This is a genomic window from Streptomyces sp. NPDC103540 (assembly GCF_055584445.1).
The window spans coordinates 46,910-66,402 of the sequence record NZ_JBVJMA010000011.1; the positions used below are offsets into that span (position 1 = coordinate 46,910).

A 19,493-nucleotide genomic window follows, 5' to 3' on the forward strand; every position below is an offset into this window, starting at 1 on the left:
GACATGAGTACGACCGACAAGGCGTCCCCCGAGGCGCCGCACACGTCCACCGCCGAGGCGGACACCGAGGCCGCGGCCGGGGCACAACTGTCCACCGCTCCCGTCGAGGACGGCCCCGCCGCCCCCGTCGGCATCGGCGTCATCGGCTGGGCCCGCTGGTTCTGGCGCCAGCTGACCTCCATGCGGGTGGCACTGATCCTGCTGTTCCTGCTCTCCCTCGGCTCCATCCCCGGCTCCCTCGTCCCGCAGACCCAGGTCGACGCGATGAAGGTGGCCCAGTGGAAGAAGGACCACTCCTTCTGGGTGCCGGTCGCGGAGAAGCTCCAGCTCTTCGACGTCTACAGCTCGGTGTGGTTCTCCGCGATCTACATCCTGCTGTTCGTGTCGCTGATCGGCTGCATCGTCCCGCGCACCTGGCAGTTCGTCGGACAGCTCACGGGCCGTCCGCCGGGCGCGCCCCGCCGCCTGGACCGGCTGCCCGCCTACACGACCTGGCGCACCGACGAGGCCCCCGAGGAGGTCCTCGCCTCGGCGAAGACCGTGCTCGGCGGACGCCGCTTCCGCACGGAGGCGCGCGCCGACGCCGTCGCCGCCGAGAAGGGCTACCTGCGCGAAGCCGGGAACCTGGCCTTCCACATCGCCCTGATCGTGATGCTGGTGGCGTTCGCCTGCGGCCAGCTGTTCAAGTCCGAGGGCGGCAAGCTCGTCCTGCGCGGCAAGGGCTTCGCGAACACGCTCACCCAGTACGACGACTTCAAGTCCGGCAGCCTCTTCTCCGCCGACGACCTGCCGCCGTTCTCCTTCACGCTCGACCGCTTCGACGCGAGCTACGAGAAGACCGGCCCGCAGAAGGGCACCCCGCGCGACTTCAAGGCGTACGTCACCTACAGCGAGGGCGCGCACGGGGAGCCGAGGAAGGCCGAGATCGAGGTCAACAAGCCCCTGGAGATCGACGGCTCCAAGGTCTACCTGCTGGGCCACGGCTACGCGCCGGTCATCTCGGTGACCGACTCCACCGGCAAGGTGATCTACAAGGACGCCGTGCCGATGCTGCCCTTCGACTCCAACCTCAGCTCCTCCGGCGCCGTCAAGGTCACCGACGGCTACCGCAACAAGAACGGCGACAAGGAACAGCTCGGCTTCAACGCCATGTTCGTGCCGACGTTCGCGGGCGCCGGTCAGGGCACGATGCTCTCGCAGTTCCCGGCCCTGGACTTCCCCGTCCTCGCGCTCAGCGCCTACCACGGCAGCCTCGGCGTCGACTCCGGCCTGCCGCAGAACGTGTACCAGCTGAACACCTCCAAGATGCAGGAGTTCAAGGACACCGACGGGCAGCTGTTCAAGAAGCGGATGCTGCCCGGCGAGACCATGGAGCTCCCCGGCGGGGAGGGCGTCGTCAAGTTCGAGGGCATCGAGCGCTGGGCGACCTTCTCCGTCACCCAGCAGCCCGCCAACGGCCTGGCGCTGGGCGGCGCCATCGCCGCCATCGGCGGCCTGGCCGCGTCCCTGTTCATCCAGCGCCGCCGCGTCTGGGTCCGCGCGGTGCGCGGCGAGGACGGCGTGACGGTCGTGGAGATGGCCGGTCTGGGCCGCAGCGAGTCCGCGAAGCTGCCCGAGGAACTCTCGGCGCTGTCCGCCGCCCTGTACGAGCGGGCGCCGTCGGCGCCCGCCGCGTCCCCGAACCCCGATGAAGAAGTCCCGGCAAACCGAGAAGGAGAGCGCGGATGACGCTGCTCGCGGCCGCGGCCAACGAGAGCTTGGCCGAGCTCAGCAACAAGCTGGTGTACGCGTCGATGGCGGTCTACACGCTCGCCTTCTTCGCGCACATCACCGAGTGGGTCTTCGGCAGCCGCAGCAAGGTGGGCCGTACGGCCGCCGCGCTGACGGCCGACCGGTCCGCCGCCGGCGCCCCCGCCGTGCGGGTGCGGACGAAGGGCGGGGGCACCGCCGTCCTGGACAAGCCGAAGGTCGTCACCCGCTCCGCCGCCGGCACCCGTGACGTGCCCGACGGTCCGGGCGCGGCCGGCGGCACCGAGAAGGGCGACCTGTACGGGCGCATCGCGGTCTCCCTGACCGTCCTCGGCTTCCTCATCGAGGCGGGCGGCGTGGTCACCCGCGCGATGTCCGTCGAGCGGGCCCCCTGGGGCAACATGTACGAGTTCTCGGTGACCTTCTCCACGGTCGCCGTCGGCACCTACCTGCTGCTCCTGGCGCTGGGGAAGAACGTCCGCTGGCTCGGTCTGATCCTGGTCACGACCGTCCTGCTGGACCTCGGCGTCGCCACCACCTGGCTCTACACCGAGAGCGACCAGCTGGTCCCCGCCCTGCACTCCTACTGGCTGTGGATCCACGTCTCGACCGCCATCTTCTGCGGCGCCGTCTTCTACATCGGCGCGGCCGGCGCGGTGCTCTACCTCTTCCGCGACGGTTACGAGAGCACCCTGGAGGCGGGCGGTACGCCGGGACGTTTCCGCACCTCGGTGATGGAGCGGCTGCCCTCCGCCGCCTCGCTCGACAAGTTCTCGTACCGGATCAACGCGGCGGTCTTCCCGCTGTGGACCTTCACCATCGTCGCCGGCGCCATCTGGGCGGGCGACGCCTGGGGCCGCTACTGGGGCTGGGACCCCAAGGAGGTCTGGTCCTTCGTGACCTGGGTGGCCTACGCCTGCTACCTGCACGCCCGCGCCACCGCCGGCTGGAAGGGCCGCAAGGCCGCCTACCTCGCGCTGTTCGCGTTCGCCTGCTGGATCTGGAACTACTACGGCGTGAACATCCTGCTCAGCGGCAAGCACTCCTACGCGGGCGTCTGACCCGCGACGGTGGGACGCTGGTGGTATGTCTCCCGTGAGCCATACCACCAGCACCCCGCACGGCCCGGGCCGCTGGGACGTCCGCTTCGAGGTGCACCTGCCGTTCGCCTACGAGGCCCTGTGGCCCGCCCTGACCACCCCGCAGGGGTTGCGCGGCTGGCTGGCCGAGGCCGAGGTGCCCGAGCACCGGCTCGGCGGGGAGGTCACCCTGCGCCGGTCGGACGGCGCAGGGACGTCCACCGGGCGGATCACCGCCTGGGACGTCGAGCGCGTCGCCGAATACACCCTCACCGCCCCCGAGAGCGCCGGCCCCGGCGCCCTGCGGGGGCGGATCCGTTTCCACCTGGAGCCCGTGGGCACCGACTCGACGGTGATCCGCTTCCTCGACGAGCGCGGCGGCTCCGACGAGGAACGCTTCGACTGCCTGGCCGACTGGCACGAACGCTTCGAACGGCTGGAGGCCGTACTGACCGGGCAGCCGCCCCCGTCCGGGAGCCGCCGGGAGGAACTGAGGGCCTCCTACGCCGCCTTCTCACGGGCCTGAGGGCGCGCGAGGGCCCACGTGACGGCCCACGCGACGAACACCGGCCCCCGAAGGGCCCCGGGGCTCAGGCGCGGTCGCCCTTGCCCGGGCCCTCGTGGCCCTCGCCGCGCTCGTCGCCCTCGTCCCGCTTCTCCTTCTCGTCCTTCTCCAGCGACTTCAGGAACTCCGGGTTGTCGTCCGGCGCCACCCACTGCTGCCGGCGCCCGCGCCCCGCGCGGGACACGCCCCCGCCCCCGCCGACGGCCGCCCGCTTCCTGCCCGCCGACAGCCACACCACCGGACCGACGATCGAGAACACCAGGATGATCAGCACCCAGACGCCCTTGGGGAGGTGCTTGACCTCCTCCTCGGGGGTGTTGAGGCAGTCGATGAACGCGTAGATGGTCAGGGCGAGGAGAAGCAGGAACGGCAGATAGCGCAGCACGGTGTGGGACCGACTCCCCGGCAGTGGCGGCGGCCCCGTACGGGGCCCGGTGACATCCCCAGGGTAGTTGGTGACGGATACTGGGCCCCATGGCTTACGACGATCTCCGCTCGCTGCTCCGGGCTCTGGAGCGGGAGGGCGACCTCAAGCGCATCAAGGCCGAAGTCGACCCGTACCTGGAGGTCGGGGAGATCGTCGACAGAGTGAACAAGGCGGGCGGTCCGGCCCTGCTCTTCGAGAACGTCAAGGGCTCGGCGATGCCGCTGGCCATGAACGTCTTCGGGACCGACCGCCGCCTCCTGAAGGCCCTCGGCCTCAAGTCGTACGGCGAGATCAGCGAGAAGATCGGCGGCCTGCTCAAGCCCGAGCTGCCCCAGGGCTTCATCGGCGTCCGCGAGGCCTTCGGCAAGCTCGGCTCGATGGTCCACGTACCGCCGAAGAAGGTGAAGGGCGAGTCCGCGCCCGTCCAGGAGGTCGTCCTCACCGGCGACGACGTCGACCTGGACCTGCTGCCGGCGCTCTTCACCTGGCCCAAGGACGGCGGCGACTTCTTCAACCTCGGCCTCACCCACACCAAGCACCCCGAGACCGGCGTGCGCAACCTCGGTCTCTACCGCCTCCAGCGCCACGACAAGCGCACCATCGGCATGCACTGGCAGATCCACAAGGACAGCCGCAACCACTACGCCGTCGCCGCCGCGCGGGGCGAGCGGCTGCCCGTCGCGATCGCCTTCGGCTGCCCGCCCGCCGTCACCTACGCCTCCACCGCGCCGCTGCCGGGCGACATCGACGAGTACCTCTTCGCCGGGTTCGTCGCGGGCAAGCGCATCGAGATGGTCGACTGCAAGACGGTCCCCCTCCAGGTCCCCGCCAACGCCGAGGTCGTCATCGAGGGCTGGCTGGAGCCGGGCGAGATGCTCCCCGAGGGCCCCTTCGGCGACCACACCGGCTTCTACACCCCGCAGGAACCCTTCCCCGCGCTGAAGATCGACTGCGTGACGATGCGCAAGCGCCCCCTGATCCAGTCCATCGTCGTCGGCCGGCCGCCGACCGAGGACGGGCCGCTGGGCCGCGCCACGGAACGCTTCTTCCTGCCGCTCCTCAAGATCATCGTCCCGGACATCGTGGACTACCACCTGCCGGAGTCCGGCGGCTTCCACAACTGCGCGATCGTCTCGATCGACAAGAAGTACCCCAAGCACGCGCAGAAGGTCATGCACGCCATCTGGGGCGCCCACATGATGTCGCTGACCAAGCTGATCATCGTGGTGGACAAGGACTGCGACGTCCACGACCTGCACGAGGTGTCCTGGCGGGCCCTGGGCAACACCGACTACTCCCGCGACCTCACCGTCGTCGAGGGACCGGTGGACCATCTGGACCACGCCTCGTACCAGCAGTTCTGGGGCGGCAAGGCGGGCATCGACGCCACGAAGAAACTGCCGGAGGAGGGCTACACGCGCGACGGGGGCTGGCCCGACATGGTGGAGTCCGACCCCGCGACGGCGGCCCTGGTGGACCGCCGCTGGAAGGAGTACGGCCTGTGAGCCCCATCGCCGTGGGCGGACCCGCCCTGTTCATCGGAACCGACACCCCCTGCGTGGCGCTGGTGCGCCCCTCCATCGACCCCGCGCAGCCGGGCGTCCGCGAGGCCGCCAAGCACGCCGGCGTCACGCCGGAGGAGTTCGCCGGCCCCTCCGACCTGTGGCAGCTGATCGCCGACCGGACCGACGGCGAGGGCCGTGAGATCGCCCTCGACGACCTGTCCGACGCCGACGCCGACGCGTTCGCCGACCGGCTGCTGGCCGCGCTCGCCGACCCCGACGCCGAGTCCACCGTGATCCTCACCGTGGCCGCGCACGACGTGCTGCGCCTGACCGCGCGCCCCGCCGGCGAGGGCTTCGCCTTCCTCGCCGCGGTGGTCCCGCCGCCCTCCGAGGGGACGCCCCCGCTGGAGGTGGAGATCGGCTCGGCGTCCGTGACGGACCTGCGGGCCGAGATCGAACAGTTCCGGAGGTCCCTCGGATGACATCGGCCGCCGAGGGAGTCCTCGGGTCCGGACCGGCGCCCGCCCCGCGGGCCGACGGCAAGGTGAAGGCCTTCCTGCGGCTCGTGATGATCGAGCACTCGATCTTCGCGCTGCCCTTCGCCTACATCGCCGCGCTCACCGCCATGTTCACGCTGGACGGGCGCATGCACTGGGGCGAGCTGCTGCTCGTCACCGTCTGCATGGTGGGCCTGCGGACCTTCGCCATGGCCGCGAACCGGATCATCGACCGCGAGATCGACTCCCGCAACCCCCGCACCGCCGGGCGCGAACTGGTCACCGGCGCGGTGTCGGTGCGGTCCGCCTGGACCGGCGCGGGGATCGCGCTGGTGGTCTTCCTCGGCTCGGCCGCGCTGCTCAACCCGCTCTGCCTGATGCTGGCGCCGATCGCCGTCGTGCCGATGGTGGTCTACCCGTACGGCAAGAGGTTCACGGACTTCCCGCACGCCATCCTGGGCCTGGCCCAGGCGATGGGACCGGTCGGGGCCTGGCTGGCCGTCACCGGTGAGTGGTCGTGGGACGCGGTCGTCCTCGGCCTCGCGGTCGGCGTGTGGATCGGCGGCTTCGACCTGATCTTCGCCTGCCAGGACGTGGCGGCCGACCGCGCCGAGGGCGTCCGTTCCGTGCCGGCCCGCTTCGGGATCCCGGCGGCGCTGTGGGGCGCCCGGGGGGCGCACGTCGTCACCACCGGCCTGCTGGTCTGGTACGGGGTCGCGACGGGCGCCGGGGCGTTCTTCTGGTTCGGCCTGCTGGTGGTCGTGGGGGCCTTCCTCTACGAGCACACCATCGTCAAGCCGCACGACCTGTCCCGCCTGAACCGCGCCTTCTTCACGGTGAACGGCTTCATCGGGATCGCGCTGTTCGTGTGCGCGCTCGCGGACCTGATCGTGCGGGGCCTGAGCCTCTAGACGGTGACGGGCCCGCGGGTGGGCCGGCGGTCGGGCCGGCGGTCGGGGCGGCGGAACCACAGGGCCGTCGCCACGCCCGCGAGCAGGCCGCACAGGTGGCCCTGCCAGCTGACCATGGTGTTCGTCGGGAGCAGACCGAGCAGGAACGATCCGCCCCAGTAGAAGCCGACGGCCACGCCCACCAGGATGCCGAGCACCCGGCGTTCGACGAACCCGCGCACCACCACGTAGCCGAAGAGGCCGTAGACGACGCCCGAGGCGCCCAGGGTCAGGGTGTTCGACGGGGAGATCAGCCAGGTGCCGATGCCGTCCGCCAGGGTGATCAGCGCGGCCACCACGAGGAAGCGCCGGATCCCGGACAGGGCCACGATGAAGCCGAGGACCAGCAGCGGGACGCTGTTGGAGGCGACGTGGTCGAAGCCGAAGTGGAGGAAGGCCGCGGTCACGACGCCGCCGAGGCTGTCGGGGTCGCGGGCCACGATCCCGTACCGGTCCAGGGCGTGCCCCGTGACGAGGTCGATCCCCTCCAGTGCCCACAGCAGCGCCACCCAGCCGAGCATCAGCATGCCGGCGGCCTTGGCGCGCTCGGTCCGGCTCCACTCCGGCACCGTGTCGGTCGTACTCATGTGCTGGTCCCCCCGAGGTGTGTCGTACGCCCCCCTCCGGGGCCGACGTCCGGGACACCTTAGCGAGTGCCCGCTCGGGGTGGCCGGATAGTCTCGGAGGTATGACTGAGCGCAAGCGCACCCCGTGGGTGGTCGGGGTTTCCGGGGCGTCCGGGACGCCGTACGCGGCGGCGGTGGTCCGGGGACTGCTCGCGGCGGGGGAGAGCGTCGACCTGGTGGTCAGCCGGGCTTCGCGGCTCACCCTGTTGGACGAGACGGGGATCGCGTTCCGCGACGCGCACTGGCGTACGGATCTGGCCGAGTGGCTGGGGCGGGGCGCGGACGGCAAGCCGGGGACCTTCGAGGTGCCCGCGCTGGAGGACGTGCGCCACTGGGCGGCCGGTGACCTGGCCGCCGGCCCGAGTTCGGGCTCGTACCCCGTCAAGGGGATGCTGATCGTCCCCGCCTCCACGGCCTGCGTGGCCGGTGTGGCGCTGGGACTGTCGAAGGACCTGCTCCAGCGGGTGGCGAGCGTGACGCTCAAGGAGCGGCGCCGGCTGGTGGTCGCGGTGCGGGAGACCCCGCTGAACGGGCAGACGCTGCGGCATCTGGTGGCGCTGGACGAGGCGGGCGCGGTCGTGCTGCCCGCCTCTCCGGCCTTCTACGCGGGTGCGACGCACATCCAGGATCTGGTGGATTTCGTCGCTGGGCGGGTGCTGGACGCGGCAGGGGTGCCGCACCGGCTGTACCGCCGTTGGGAGGGGGAGCTTGGCAGCGCCCGCCCTCGTGACTAGCGCTTCTTGTGGGTGCGCGGCTTGCGGGTCTTGTCGACGCGGTGCGCGGCGCTGGGCTGGTCGGTGCGGGATCGGTTGGCCAGCTCCTGGAGCTGTCGCATGTGCGCGTAGGCCATCTCGATCGTGTACACGGTGAACCACTCCTGAAGATCGTCATTGATCTGTTGAAAGATTCACAGGGTGTTGACCCTGCGTGCCTTTGATTCTATACCTAAACTTGCAGGAACGCCGAATAATGGAAGGCTCCACGTAATGGACACGGTGGACAGGCAGCTCATCCAGGCACTTCGTGAGAACGGTCGTGCCTCGTACGCGGAGCTGGGCCGTCTCGTGGGCCTCTCCGGCCCCAGCGTCACCGACCGCATCAACCGGCTGGAGAGCGCCGGTGTGATCACCGGCTACCGGGCGACCGTCGACTCGGCCTCGCTCGGCATGGGGGTCACCGCGCTGATCGGCATCTCCCTCTCGGACGCGGCCGACCACGAGGACGTGGCCCGTCGGCTGCGCGACCTCGCGGAGATCGAGGACTGCTGGTTCATCGCGGGCGACGACTCGTACATGCTCAAGGTGCGCGCCGGCGACGTCGACGGCCTGGAGAAGATCATCCGCAAGCTGTCCGGGACCAAGGGCGTCTCGCGCACCCGCACGACCATCGTGCTCTCCACGAAGTGGGAGAACCGGGTCGGGGAGCTGCCCGGCGAGGCCTGAGAGTACGGTGGGTGGCGGTTGCACACAGGTCGGGACACAGAGGCGACAGAGGAGACACCGGCATGGACGCTGGGCTCAAGCGTGAGCTGGAGGAGAAGGTCCGCTCCGGCGAGCGGCTGACCCGTGAGGACGGCATCGCCCTCTACGAGTCGGACGACCTGGCGTGGCTGGGAGGTCTGGCCCACGAGGTGCGCACGCGCAAGAACGGCGACGTCGTCCACTTCAACGTCAACCGTCACCTCAACATGACGAACGTGTGCACCGCCTCCTGCGCCTACTGCTCGTTCCAGCGCAAGCCGGGCGAGAAGGACGCGTACACGATGCGCATCGAGGAGGCCGTCCGCCTGGCCAAGGCCATGGAGAACGAGAACCTCACCGAGCTGCACATCGTCAACGGCCTGCACCCCACGCTGCCGTGGCGGTACTACCCGCGCTCCCTGTCGGCCCTGAAGGAGGCGCTGCCGAACGTCTCGCTGAAGGCGTTCACCGCCACCGAGATCCACCACTTCGAGACGATCTCCGGTCTCTCGGCGTCCGAGATCCTGGACGAGCTGATCGAGGCCGGCCTGGAGTCGCTGACCGGCGGCGGCGCGGAGATCTTCGACTGGGAGGTCCGGCAGCACATCGTCGACCACAACACCCACTGGGAGGACTGGTCGCGCATCCACCGCCTCGCGCACGAGAAGGGTCTGAAGACCCCCTCCACGATGCTCTACGGGCACATCGAGGAGCCGCGCCACCGCGTGGACCACGTGCTGCGGCTGCGCGAGCTCCAGGACGAGACCGGCGGCTTCCAGGTCTTCATCCCGCTGCGTTACCAGCACGACTTCGTGGACATGCAGGACGGCAAGGTCCGCAACAAGCTCCAGGCGCGCACCACGATGGCCACGGGCGCGGAGGCCCTGAAGACCTTCGCCGTCTCCCGCCTGCTCTTCGACAACGTGCCGCACGTCAAGGTCTTCTGGGTGATGCACGGCGTGCAGACCGCCCAGCTCGCGCTCCAGCACGGCGCGGACGACATGGACGGCTCGGTCGTCGAGTACAAGATCACGCACGACGCCGACAACTACGGCACCCCGAACAAGCTGGGCCGCGAGGACCTGCTCGACCTGATCCGCGAGGCGGGCTTCCGTCCCGTGGAGCGCAACACGCGCTACGAGGTCATCCGCGAGTACCCCGGCCCGGACGCCTCGCTGCGCGAGACCCCGCAGGCGATGCGCGTCTGACGCTCCGGCGGCGCCGGGCGGCGCCCGGCGGCACATGGCGCCGCCCGGCGCCGCATGACGTCGCGTGACGAGTGAACCCCGGTCCCGAGCGGACCGGGGTTTTTCGTTGCCCCCGCATCGAGTAATGGGTACTCTCGGGGAATGATCCTTACCTTCACCTTCGATCCGGTCGTCGACCCCGCCCTGCGCGACGGCATCGCCGAGCTGTGGGTCGACGTCACCAACGCCGGCGGCGCGGTGGGCTTCGTCGGCCCCGTCACCGCCGACGACGTCCGGCCGGAGCTGCTGAAGCACCTCGTCGCGCTGACCGAGGGCCGCCACCGGCTGCTCGTCGGGCGGGACGGGGCGGGGCGGGTCGCGGCCGTCGCCTTCCTCGCGCTCAACACCCACCGCCTGATGACGCACTGGGTCTGGGCCTACACCGTCATGGTCGACCCCGCCCGCCAGGGCCGCGGCGACGGGCGCGCGCTGATGGCGGCCCTCGCCGACGCGGCCCGCTCGCTGGAGGGCGTCGAGGCGATCCGGCTGAGCTGCCGGGGCGGCCTCGGACTGGAGCACTTCTACGCCGCGTGCGGCTACAAGGAGGTCGGCCGGGTGCCCGACGCCATTCGGGTGGCGCCGGGCGAGGACCGCGACGACATCACCATGCTGCTGCCGCTGCACTGACCCCGGCGGGCCGCGGCGCCGGGCCGGCGTGCTTCACTGGACGGGCACGTGCCCACGTAGACGACGAGAGAGAAGGGGTCACCGTGTCCCTCAAGACGAGCGCGACGATCCGCTACACCGCGATGCGCCTGGGCATCTTCGTCGGATGCCTGGTACTCGTCGCCGTCCTGGTCAACCTGGGCTGGGTGCCCTCCGGCCTGGGCGAGGCCAACCCCGCCTGGGTCGTCCTGCTCGCCCTCGTGCTCTCCGCCCCGCTCTCCTTCGTCCTGCTGCGCAAGCAGCGCGACGAGATGTCGACGCAGATCTCCGGACGCGTCGCGGGTGCGAAGCAGAAGCTCGCCGCGAACCGCAGCCAGGAGGACGCGGCCGACGACGCCGCCCGCGTGAACTGACCGGGAACCGGTTAGCTTCCTCACACACCGAACCGCCCCAGCGACGGGAACACCCCCGTTCCGCTGGGGCTTCGGCGTTTCCGGACCCGGCGCGGGGGTCCCGTACGCCCCGTGGCTGAAAGTACTACTTTGAGATTCTCAAAGTAGAAGTGTTAGCGTGTTCAACATGTTGACCTCAGCCGCGCACCCGATGACCACGAGCGTCCCGCTCGTGGGGCGCCTGCACGTCGACCTCTGCCGCCGCGTGTCCGCGGCCTGTTGCTGTTGCCATTGATTCCGTCCCGTACTGAGCCGAATCGACACAGCAGCGGTCCCCGGCCGGCCCGGCCCCTTTCCGGCTGCTGCCGCACCGCACCCCGCAGAACCAGCAGAAACCTTCCGCCGTACTTCTGTGCGTCACCCCCCGGAGAGTGTCCGTGTCCGCGTCCCCCCAGGCCCAGGCCCCCGCCAAGGCCGGCTTCAAGTTCCCCTTCTGGGCCCAGATCGTCACCGGTCTCGTGCTCGGCGTCCTGTTCGGCTGGCTCGCCCGCAGCCAGGACATCAGCTGGCTGAAGACCACGCTGGAGCAGGTCGGCGACATCTTCGTCCAGCTGCTGAAGCTGGCCGTCGCCCCGCTCGTCTTCTTCGCGATCCTGGTGTCCATCACCAACCTGCGGAAGGTCAACAACGCCGCCCGCCTGGCCTCCCGCACGCTCCTCTGGTTCATGATCACCTCGCTGATCGCGGTCGCCATCGGCCTCGCGATCGGCCTGCTGACCAACCCGGGCGCCGGCACCGGCCTCACCCCGGCCGACGGCAAGGAGCCCAAGCGGACCGGCTCCTGGATCGACTTCCTGACCGGCATCGTGCCGAAGGACATCGTCACGCCCTTCACCGAGCTGAACGTCCTCCAGATCGTCTTCCTCGCCGCCGTCGCCGGCATCGCGGCCCTCCAGCTCGGCTCCAAGGCCCAGCCGGTCCTGAACCTCGCCGAATCCGTCCTGGAGCTGCTCCAGAAGGCCCTGTGGTGGGTCATCCGCCTCGCCCCGATCGGCACCGTCGGCCTCATCGGCACCGCCATCGCCTCGTACGGCTGGGACCTCATCGGCAAGTACGCGACCTTCACCGCCGACGTCTACATCGGCTCCGCGCTCGTGATGTTCGGCGTCTACCCGCTCCTGCTGTGGACCGTCGCCAAGGTCAACCCGCTCCAGTTCTACAAGGGCGCCTGGCCCGCGATCCAGCTCGCCTTCGTCTCCCGCTCCTCCGTCGGCACCATGCCGGTCACCCAGAAGGTCACCGAGCGCCTCGGCGTCCCGAAGGAGTACGCCTCCTTCGCCGTCCCGTTCGGCGCCACCACCAAGATGGACGGCTGCGCCGCGATCTACCCGGCGCTCGCCGCGATCTTCATCGCGAACATCTTCGACGTGCAGCTGGGCATCAAGGAGTACCTGCTCATCGCGTTCGTCTCGGTGGTCGGCTCCGCCGCCACGGCCGGTCTGACCGGCGCGACCGTCATGCTCACCCTGACCCTCTCCACGCTGGGCCTGCCGCTGGCCGGCGTCGGCCTGCTGATGGCGATCGACCCGATCCTCGACATGATGCGCACCGCCACCAACGTGGCCGGCCAGGCCGTCGTCCCGGTCATCGTCTCCGCCCGTGAGGGGATCCTCGACAAGGAGGCCTACGCCGCCGCCTCGTCCTCCCCGCTCGACGAGGACGCCCCCGCCGAGCGCACCCCGGTCGCCGTCGCCGCCTGATCCCGGCGCCCACGACCCCGCGGCCCCCGCCCCCGTCCGGGCGGGGGCCGCGTGCGTGTGTGCGCGCGCCGGGGCCGCGGGCCCGGGGGCCGGTGGTTTCAGGCCGTCTGCGCCCGCCAGAACGCCACCGACGCCAGCAGGAACGGGAAGGCGTACCACCACCGGCCCAGCGTGCGGTGGAAGACGGGCACGGCGGTGATCAGCAGCCCCAGCAGGCACAGCCCGATCGACATCCCGGCCGTCACCCGGATGTCGTCGCGCGCCCGGTCGTACGGGGACGGCGACCCCGGCGTCATCACCAGGGCGATCCAGCACGCGTAGGCGGCCAGGAGGTAGATCAGCCCGAGCGGCGCCCCGAGGACCCAGCGCAGGCACCCCCGGTCGCCGGGCAGGTCGAGGCCCTCGCGTTCACGTCCCATCAGGTGATCTTCCACAGGCGGATCGTGCCGTCCCCGGAGCCACTGGCGAGGGTCTTGCCGTCGGGGGAGAAGGCCACCGACCACACGGGGGCCGTGTGACCGCGCGCGGGCGCCGGCGTACGGTCCCCGCCCAGGCTCCACAGGCGTACGGAGTTGTCCCAGCCGCCCGTGGCCAGGGCCCTGGAACCGGGCCGGAAGGCGATCGACGCGGCGCGGTGGGCCAGCCCGGTGCGGGTGGCGGTGGAGACGTGCGCGTACGCGTCCCAGGCGCGCAGCTCCCCGAGCCCCTCGGCCGTCTCCGTGGCTGTGAGCGGGTTCCCGCCCTGGTCCTGGTGTCCCGCGGTGCCGCCTCCCGCGCCGGCGACGATCGCGCCGTCGGAGCTGAACGCCACCGCGTTGACGTCGGCCGTGGGCCCGGTCAGCGAGTTGATCATCGAGGCGTTGGGCACGTCCCACAGCCGGAGCGTGCGGTCGGCGCCGCCGCTGGCGAGGACGGCCCCGTCGGGGCGGAACGCCACCGACCAGACCCCGCCACCGTGCCCGGGGAGGAGCTCCTTGCGCCGCCCCGAGGCCACGTCCCACAGCCGGATCTCGGCATCGGCGCCCGCGCTGGCCAGGACCCCGCCGTCCGGGGCGAACGCCACCGACCGCACGGAGGCGGTGTGCTCGACGAGCCGGGCGGCCACCGACCCCGACGGCAGGTCCCACAGCACGACGGCCCGGTCCTCACCGCCGCTCGCCAGCCTGCGCCCGTCCGGGGAGTACGCCACCGTCCGCACGGGCGCGGTGTGGCGGAAGGTCGCGCTGAGCGCGCCCGCGCCGACGTTCCACAACCGGACCGTGCCGTCGCGGCCACCGCTGACCAGGGTGCTGCCGTCCGGGCTGAACGCCACCGACTCCACCGACGACCCGTGCCCGCTGAGCACCGCCGCCTGTTGGAGCCGGTGCGACTCCCCGCCGGAGCCGTCGTCCCCGGTGAAGCGCAGCGCGGCCACCGTCCCGCCGGCCGCGACCGTCAGCGCGGCCAGCCCGCCGAGCACCACCGCCCGCCGGCTCGGCCCCCGCCCGCCGGGGGCGTGCGCGGGGGTGGGGTTCGGCGCCGGGGGCACGGCCGTCGTCGGAGCCGCCACGGGCACCGGCGGCGCGAGCGGAGCCGGGATCGGGGGCGCGACCGGCGGCGCGAGGTCGACCCGGGTCGCGGACAGCGGCGCGGGCACCGCCACGGGCTCCGCCGCCGCAACCGGGACCGGCACCCACAGCGCGCGCAGCCGCTCGGCGGTGGCCGAGGCGTCGGGGCGGTCGGCGGGCTCCTTCGCCAGCAGGGCGGAGACCAGCTCCGCGAGGGCCTCGGGCACGTCCGCCCGTACGGAGTCCACGGCGACGGGCGCGTCCTCCAGGTGGCGGCGCATCAACACCCAGGCCTGCTCGGTGCCCGCGAACGGCGGCGCACCCGTCAGCAGGGCGTGCAGCACGCACCCGAGGGCGTACAGGTCGCAGCGGGCGTCGACGTGCTCGCCCCGCCACTGCTCGGGCGCCATGTAGGACGGCGTCCCGAACACCCGGCCGGTGACGGTCAGGCCGCCCGTCGCGTCGGCGGTGCGGGCGATGCCGAAGTCACAGATCTTCAGCCGGCCGTCGGCGAGGAGGAAGAGGTTCGCGGGCTTCAGGTCACGGTGGACCACCTTGCGCTCGTGCGCGGCCGCCAGGGCCTCCGCCGCCTGGAGGGCGAGCCCGACCGCCTCGTGCAGCGCCAGCCCGCGCCCGGGGGTGCGGGCCAGCAGCTGGGCCAGGTCCTGGCCCTCCAACAGCTCCATGACGATGAACAGCCGGTTCTCGTGCTGCCCGATGTCGTGGACGACGGTGATCCCGGGGTGCTGGAGCCGCGCCCCGATCGCGGCCTCGCGGCGGAACCGGCGCAGCAGTTCGTCGGAGGCGTCGAACTCCAGGAGCACCTTGACGGCCACGGCCCGGCCGAGGTCGACGTCGTAGGCCCGCCAGACCTCCCCGATGCCGCCCTGCCCGAGCCGCACATCCAGCCGATACCGCCCGGCCAGCTGCTCTCCCGCCCGCATGGCACCCCCCGCGCTACGTCAACCCCCGTTGTGGCCAGGGGTCATTGTGTAACACGCGCGGCCGACACGAACCCGCTCCACGCATCGGGGCCGAAGCTGAGATGGGGGAGGGCGGTGTCCTTGGAGTCGCGGACGTGGATCAGGGCGGGCGTGTGCGCGACCTCGACGCAATCGTCGCCTTCGCTGCTGCTGCTGTAGCTGCTCTTGAACCAGTCCAGCTCGGGATTGTGGATCATGTCTCTCCTAGTAGTCCCTCGATGAAGTCCCGTGACTCCCGTGGCGTGAGCGCTTGAGCTCGGATGATGCCATAGCGCAAATCGAGGATCCGGAGTTGCTTCGGGTCGTGGACGGGGCGCCCTTGGAAGGCCCCTTCCGATCGCCCCACCGCCCTGCCGTCCGCGAACTTGAGCAACTCGATGAGTCCACCCATCCCCGCATGGTCGGAGACGTCGGTTGGCATCACCTGGAACTCCACATTCGGCAAGTGCGCAACCTCCAGCAGATGTTCGAGCTGCCGACGCAGAACCATTGTCCCTCCGATGGGCCGGATGAGGGTCACCGCTTCTTGGACGAAGCTGAGCGTGGGCGCCGGGACCCGCTCAAAGATCGAGTGGCGCGCCATGCGGGCGCCCAGAACGCGATCCATCTCGGCCGGCGAGTAAGCCGGTCGACGCATCGAGAACAGGGCAGAGGCGTACTCCCTTGTCTGCAAAAGGCCGTGAATGTTGTGGTTGTTGTAGATCCCGATCTCCACCGCCCTCGCCTCCAGCTTCGCGAGAGCGCGGACCGTCTTCGGGTAGCGGACCTGTTCCAGGTCCACCTTCATCGCCGCGATCCGGCCCCTCGCCGCGAGTACCTCGTCCGCCTTGTCCAGGTACTCCGGGCGCGGGATCCGTTTGCCCGCTTCGATCTTGCGGACCAGGTCTTCGCCGTAGCCCACCGCCGTGCCGAAGTCCGCCGCCCTCAGGCCGGCCTCCTCGCGCCACGCCCTGAGCTGGCGGCCGAGCGCGGCCAGGACCGCCGCGCCCTGCTCGTCCTCGGGGTCGAGCTCCCAGCCCGCGTCTTCCGTACCGTCACTGTCCACGCCCATGCGTGCCCACCTCCGACGCACCGAAAATGACTCGACACCCCCTGCCCGTACGGCCTTCGGGACAGCCCGGACAGCGCCGGACAAGCGGCGGACAAAGCCCGGACACGGGGGCGATCCCGCTTCTCACGCTACGCAGCGCGCTCCACGCTGGGTGACGTGAATAGTCAAATCGGTTACTTCGAGAACCAGTTCGTGGCGGTTCTGCCCGCCACGCCGCGCGCCGCCCGGCAGGCGCGGCGGCTCGCCGTGGAGCAGTGCCTCGCGTGGGGGTTGCCGACCGAAGGGGTCGCCCTGGTGGTCGGGGAGTTGGCCGCCAACGCGGTGACCCACGGCCGGGTGCCGGGGCGGGGGTTCCAGGTGGCGCTGATCCGGGGGGAGAAGGCGCTGCGGGTCGAGGTGACGGACACCCGGCGGGACCGGATCCCGGAACTCCGGGACGCGGATCCGGGCGCGGAGGGCGGGCGGGGGTTGGCGCTGGTGGTGGCGGTGGCCGACCGGTGGGGCGTGGAGGCGGGGCCGCCGCCCCGCAAGGTGGTGTGGGCGGAGTGGGACGTGCCCGGTGAGGGGCTCGCGCCGTGACGCGGGGAGCCGGGATCCGGTGATCCGGTACGTCCCCTCCGGGGGTGTACCGAAGGCAAGAACCAACCCCTCCCCACCCCACCGTCCCCGCACTCACTCGCGCGGGTGAATCGGCCCAACTGGGCTGGATTTCGCCAGGGTTGGCGGGCATATGCTCGCCCCGCACGCCATACGAAATGAGGCGGCCCCCGGCGGGACAGCAATCCCGGGCGAGGGCCTCACCAAGTAGGAAGCGAAACCCTTCCCCATGGCTCTTACGCAGCCTAGCGCGAGCTGTCGCGCGCCGTCCCCCGATCGGGGCGCGAACACCCCGTCCGGGGTCATGCACGTCAACGTCCGGCACCGCGATCACTACGTGGTGGTCGGCAACCACCTCGCCCGGCACCGGCGGTTGTCGCTCGTGGCCATCGGGCTCGGGGTGCACATCCAGTCGCTGCCGGCCGGCTCCCGGGTCGGGATCAAGGTGCTCGCCGAGCGGTTCCCCGAGGGGGAGGTCCGCATCGCCTCCGCCCTGCGGGAGCTGGAGGCGGCCGGTTACCTGGAGCGCTGTCGCGTACGGACGGCGGACGGCCGTCTGGTGACCCGGACGGTGTCCTACAACCGGCCGGACGGAGCCGCCCCCGAACCACCCGAACCCCCCGGGCCCCCCGAACCGCCCGGGCCCCCCGGGCCGGAGCCGGTTCCGGCCCGGGTTCCCGAGCCGTCCCCGCAGCCGGCCCCCGAGGCGGTGCGGGTCCCGGCCCGCGCGCCGGACCCCGCGCCCGCGCCGGACCCCGTGCCGCCCGGGGCGGAGGAGGCCGGGCGGGCCGCCGCCGACCTGCTCGTGCGGTTGCGCGGGGACGATCCGCGGCTGCTGCTCGGGGAGCGCGACGTACGCCGGCTCGCGCCCAGGGTGGACGCCTGGCTGGAGCGGGGCGCCGACCCGGAGGCGGTGCGGCGCGTGCTCGTGGCGGACCTGCCGGCGGACCTGCGCAGCGCCGCCGGTCTGCTCGGGCACCGGCTCGGTGCGGGGCTCCCGCCGCCCATGCCGCAGGCCCCGCCCCCGCCGTCCGTACGGCGGCCGGCGGTGGTCCCGATGCAGAACTGCGACGGCTGCGACCGGGCCTTCCGGGCCCCCGCGCCCGGCCGCTGCCGGACCTGCCCGCCCGAGGACGACCACCCGGGCGCCCCGGGGGCCGCCTGAGGCCTACTCCGTGGCCGCGCGTTCGGCCGCGCTGCGCTCCACGCAGAACTCGTTGCCCTCCGGGTCGGCCATCGTCACCCAGCCGGTGCCGTCGGGCCTGCGGAAGTCGCCGACCGTCCTCGCGCCCAGGGTGAGGAGGCGTTCCACCTCCTCGTCGCGGCCGCGGTCCTGCGGCTGGAGGTCGAAGTGGACGCGGTTCTTCACGCTCTTGCCCTCGGGGACCCGGATGAACAGCAGGGAGGCGCCCGCCGAGGTCACGGTCGCCTCCGGGTCGCCCGGGTGGTCGTCGTCGGCGAGGGTGCCGTCGAGGGCCTCCGCCCAGAACCGGGCGAGGGCGTAGGCGTCGGAACAGTCGACGGTGGTGTGGCGCACGAGAGAGCTCATGGCCCGCACTATCGGAGGCCGGGCGCGGGGCTGTCCATCCGTTCGTCCCCCGCCCGTCAGGTCAGCGGGCGTACGAGCCGAGACCGACGAGGCAGTAGACGTACTGGTTCGTGACGACGCCGCCGCGCGTGTAGCGGGCCGAGAAGGAGTACTCCGTCTTCGAGTTGGACTTGCAGCGGTCCATGTCGTCGGTGCCGGGGAAGGTCTCGATCACCTTGTAGTGGGCGTCGGACGCCGAGCAGGGCACCTCGTCCACGTCGTTGACGCGGGTCGGTGTCGTCGAGTCCGGCAGCGTGCCGTTCAGGCAGGTGCCCCGGTCGTACGGGCTGGGCTCGGCGGGGGAGGGGAAGACGGGGGTGGGGAAGGAGTACGTGGGGGCGTCGGCGGGTTCCGAGGTCGGCGTGGGCTCGGGCGTGGGGGCGACGGTCACCGTGGGCTGCGGGGCGGTGTCGTAGGGCGGCGAGGAGGACTCGGTGGGCGAGGGCGTGGCGGACGAGGAGGAGCCCGCCTTGTCGGAGGTGTAGTCGTCGCGACCGCCGATCGCGACGGCGGCGATGACCACGACGAGCGCCACCGCCCCGGCCACCAGGCAGCCGACCGCGCGGGTCCGGCCGCCCGGGGCGGGCCCGGCGGGAGGCGGCGCGGCGAAGGTCGCGGTCGCGGCGCCCGCCCCCGCGCCCGCCGCTGCCGCCGCCGTGGCGGCCGTGGCCGAGACCCGGATCCGCAGCAGCACCTCCTCGTCGCCGACGCGGGCCCGGACGAGGTCGCCGTCCCGGGCCGGCGGGATGCGCAGGCGGGTGGAGCCCGTCGGCAGGGGGACCGTGATGGTCACCCCGGTGGCGGCCTCCTGCGGGCTGAGGGTCAGGACGATTTCCTGCGAGGACACCGGCTGCTCCAAAGGGT

General features: G+C 71.8%; 23 protein-coding genes. 14 read left to right on the top strand and 9 right to left on the bottom strand.

Going from position 1 to position 19,493, the window contains the following annotated elements; translation table 11 throughout:
• The first annotated feature begins 3 nt into the window (after window positions 1-3).
• Genes resB through ACZ6ZI_RS25725 form a run of 3 tightly spaced genes read left to right on the top strand, consistent with a single transcriptional unit; the run spans window position 4 to window position 3,354 of the window.
• Window positions 4-1,728, top strand: a complete 1,725-nt coding sequence (resB, locus tag ACZ6ZI_RS25715; protein WP_469524547.1) for a cytochrome c biogenesis protein ResB — start codon at window positions 4-6, stop codon at window positions 1,726-1,728.
• Window positions 1,725-2,810: a c-type cytochrome biogenesis protein CcsB gene (gene ccsB / locus ACZ6ZI_RS25720; protein ID WP_469524548.1), complete on the top strand. Its 1,086-nt coding sequence runs from the start codon at window positions 1,725-1,727 to the stop codon at window positions 2,808-2,810. Before resB ends, ccsB begins: the two co-directional genes overlap by 4 nt.
• 25 nt (window positions 2,811-2,835) lie before the next feature.
• Window positions 2,836-3,354: an SRPBCC domain-containing protein gene (locus ACZ6ZI_RS25725; RefSeq protein ID WP_469524550.1), complete on the top strand. Its 519-nt coding sequence runs from the start codon at window positions 2,836-2,838 to the stop codon at window positions 3,352-3,354.
• A gap of 64 nt (window positions 3,355-3,418) precedes the next feature.
• Here ACZ6ZI_RS25725 and ACZ6ZI_RS25730 read toward each other — a convergent pair whose 3' ends face one another.
• Complete coding sequence (locus ACZ6ZI_RS25730; RefSeq protein ID WP_469524551.1) at window positions 3,419-3,778, bottom strand: PLD nuclease N-terminal domain-containing protein; 360 nt, start codon at window positions 3,776-3,778, stop codon at window positions 3,419-3,421.
• Between the two features lie 89 nt (window positions 3,779-3,867).
• Here ACZ6ZI_RS25730 and ACZ6ZI_RS25735 point away from each other — a divergent pair, with 89 nt between their 5' ends.
• From ACZ6ZI_RS25735 to mqnP, 3 genes are read left to right on the top strand one after another with little or no spacing between them, the layout of a single operon-like run.
• Window positions 3,868-5,325, top strand: coding sequence for a menaquinone biosynthesis decarboxylase (locus ACZ6ZI_RS25735; protein WP_363061512.1), 1,458 nt, complete (start codon window positions 3,868-3,870; stop codon window positions 5,323-5,325).
• Window positions 5,322-5,807 carry a hypothetical protein gene (locus ACZ6ZI_RS25740; protein ID WP_363061514.1) on the top strand — a complete coding sequence of 162 codons (486 nt, stop codon included), beginning with the start codon at window positions 5,322-5,324 and terminating at the stop codon, window positions 5,805-5,807. Before ACZ6ZI_RS25735 ends, ACZ6ZI_RS25740 begins: the two co-directional genes overlap by 4 nt.
• Window positions 5,804-6,733: a menaquinone biosynthesis prenyltransferase MqnP gene (mqnP, locus tag ACZ6ZI_RS25745; protein WP_469524552.1), complete on the top strand. Its 930-nt coding sequence runs from the start codon at window positions 5,804-5,806 to the stop codon at window positions 6,731-6,733. The genes ACZ6ZI_RS25740 and mqnP overlap by 4 nt, the downstream gene beginning before the upstream one ends.
• Here mqnP and ACZ6ZI_RS25750 read toward each other — a convergent pair.
• The gene (locus ACZ6ZI_RS25750; RefSeq protein WP_469524554.1) at window positions 6,730-7,359 is read right to left on the bottom strand and encodes a rhomboid family intramembrane serine protease; all 630 of its coding nucleotides are present in this window, start codon (window positions 7,357-7,359) and stop codon (window positions 6,730-6,732) included. The two genes, mqnP and ACZ6ZI_RS25750, sit on opposite strands and share 4 nt — an antisense overlap.
• 101 nt (window positions 7,360-7,460) lie before the next feature.
• On the opposite strand from ACZ6ZI_RS25750, the gene ACZ6ZI_RS25755 reads away from it, so the two are divergent.
• The gene (locus tag ACZ6ZI_RS25755; RefSeq protein ID WP_363061522.1) at window positions 7,461-8,132 is read left to right on the top strand and encodes a UbiX family flavin prenyltransferase; all 672 of its coding nucleotides are present in this window, start codon (window positions 7,461-7,463) and stop codon (window positions 8,130-8,132) included.
• Here ACZ6ZI_RS25755 and ACZ6ZI_RS25760 read toward each other — a convergent pair.
• Complete coding sequence (locus tag ACZ6ZI_RS25760) at window positions 8,129-8,263, bottom strand: hypothetical protein (RefSeq protein WP_363061524.1); 135 nt, start codon at window positions 8,261-8,263, stop codon at window positions 8,129-8,131. The genes ACZ6ZI_RS25755 and ACZ6ZI_RS25760 overlap by 4 nt on opposite strands.
• Before the next feature lie 121 nt (window positions 8,264-8,384).
• On the opposite strand from ACZ6ZI_RS25760, the gene ACZ6ZI_RS25765 reads away from it, so the two are divergent.
• The 5 genes from ACZ6ZI_RS25765 (at window position 8,385) to ACZ6ZI_RS25785 (ending at window position 12,863) form a co-directional block, all read left to right on the top strand.
• Window positions 8,385-8,840: an Lrp/AsnC family transcriptional regulator gene (locus tag ACZ6ZI_RS25765; protein ID WP_363061526.1), complete on the top strand. Its 456-nt coding sequence runs from the start codon at window positions 8,385-8,387 to the stop codon at window positions 8,838-8,840.
• Window positions 8,841-8,902: 62 nt separating this feature from the next.
• Window positions 8,903-10,066 carry an aminofutalosine synthase MqnE gene (gene mqnE, locus ACZ6ZI_RS25770; protein WP_363061528.1) on the top strand — a complete coding sequence of 388 codons (1,164 nt, stop codon included), beginning with the start codon at window positions 8,903-8,905 and terminating at the stop codon, window positions 10,064-10,066.
• A 141-nt stretch (window positions 10,067-10,207) separates the two neighbouring features.
• On the top strand, window positions 10,208-10,732 hold the full coding sequence (locus ACZ6ZI_RS25775) for a GNAT family N-acetyltransferase (RefSeq protein WP_469524557.1): 525 nt from the start codon (window positions 10,208-10,210) through the stop codon (window positions 10,730-10,732).
• 122 nt (window positions 10,733-10,854) lie between these two features.
• Window positions 10,855-11,124, top strand: coding sequence for a DUF4229 domain-containing protein (locus ACZ6ZI_RS25780; protein ID WP_469524882.1), 270 nt, complete (start codon window positions 10,855-10,857; stop codon window positions 11,122-11,124).
• 410 nt (window positions 11,125-11,534) lie between these two features.
• Entirely contained in the window at window positions 11,535-12,863 is a 1,329-nt protein-coding gene (locus ACZ6ZI_RS25785) for a dicarboxylate/amino acid:cation symporter (protein WP_469524558.1), read from the top strand.
• A 98-nt stretch (window positions 12,864-12,961) separates the two neighbouring features.
• Here ACZ6ZI_RS25785 and ACZ6ZI_RS25790 read toward each other — a convergent pair whose 3' ends face one another.
• Genes ACZ6ZI_RS25790 through ACZ6ZI_RS25805 form a run of 4 tightly spaced genes read right to left on the bottom strand, consistent with a single transcriptional unit; the run spans window position 12,962 to window position 16,444 of the window.
• The gene (locus tag ACZ6ZI_RS25790) at window positions 12,962-13,282 is read right to left on the bottom strand and encodes a hypothetical protein (RefSeq protein ID WP_469524560.1); all 321 of its coding nucleotides are present in this window, start codon (window positions 13,280-13,282) and stop codon (window positions 12,962-12,964) included.
• The gene (locus ACZ6ZI_RS25795) at window positions 13,282-15,354 is read right to left on the bottom strand and encodes a WD40 repeat domain-containing serine/threonine protein kinase (protein ID WP_469524561.1); all 2,073 of its coding nucleotides are present in this window, start codon (window positions 15,352-15,354) and stop codon (window positions 13,282-13,284) included. The genes ACZ6ZI_RS25790 and ACZ6ZI_RS25795 overlap by 1 nt, the downstream gene beginning before the upstream one ends.
• Window positions 15,355-15,395: 41 nt before the next feature.
• Entirely contained in the window at window positions 15,396-15,590 is a 195-nt protein-coding gene (locus tag ACZ6ZI_RS25800; protein WP_469524562.1) for a DUF397 domain-containing protein, read from the bottom strand.
• Entirely contained in the window at window positions 15,587-16,444 is an 858-nt protein-coding gene (locus ACZ6ZI_RS25805; protein WP_469524563.1) for a helix-turn-helix domain-containing protein, read from the bottom strand. The genes ACZ6ZI_RS25800 and ACZ6ZI_RS25805 overlap by 4 nt, the downstream gene beginning before the upstream one ends.
• A 156-nt stretch (window positions 16,445-16,600) precedes the next feature.
• Between ACZ6ZI_RS25805 and ACZ6ZI_RS25810 the strand changes: the two genes are divergently transcribed.
• Both ACZ6ZI_RS25810 and ACZ6ZI_RS25815 read left to right on the top strand, forming a co-directional pair.
• On the top strand, window positions 16,601-17,023 hold the full coding sequence (locus tag ACZ6ZI_RS25810; RefSeq protein ID WP_469524564.1) for an ATP-binding protein: 423 nt from the start codon (window positions 16,601-16,603) through the stop codon (window positions 17,021-17,023).
• Between the two features lie 247 nt (window positions 17,024-17,270).
• Entirely contained in the window at window positions 17,271-18,206 is a 936-nt protein-coding gene (locus ACZ6ZI_RS25815) for a helix-turn-helix domain-containing protein (protein WP_469524566.1), read from the top strand.
• A gap of 3 nt (window positions 18,207-18,209) precedes the next feature.
• Here the strand turns inward: ACZ6ZI_RS25815 and ACZ6ZI_RS25820 are convergent, their stop codons facing one another.
• Together ACZ6ZI_RS25820 and ACZ6ZI_RS25825 are read right to left on the bottom strand one after the other, a co-directional pair.
• The gene (locus ACZ6ZI_RS25820; protein WP_469524568.1) at window positions 18,210-18,590 is read right to left on the bottom strand and encodes a VOC family protein; all 381 of its coding nucleotides are present in this window, start codon (window positions 18,588-18,590) and stop codon (window positions 18,210-18,212) included.
• A gap of 61 nt (window positions 18,591-18,651) precedes the next feature.
• Window positions 18,652-19,476: an LppU/SCO3897 family protein gene (locus ACZ6ZI_RS25825; protein WP_469524569.1), complete on the bottom strand. Its 825-nt coding sequence runs from the start codon at window positions 19,474-19,476 to the stop codon at window positions 18,652-18,654.
• Between the last annotated feature and the right edge of the window lie 17 nt (window positions 19,477-19,493).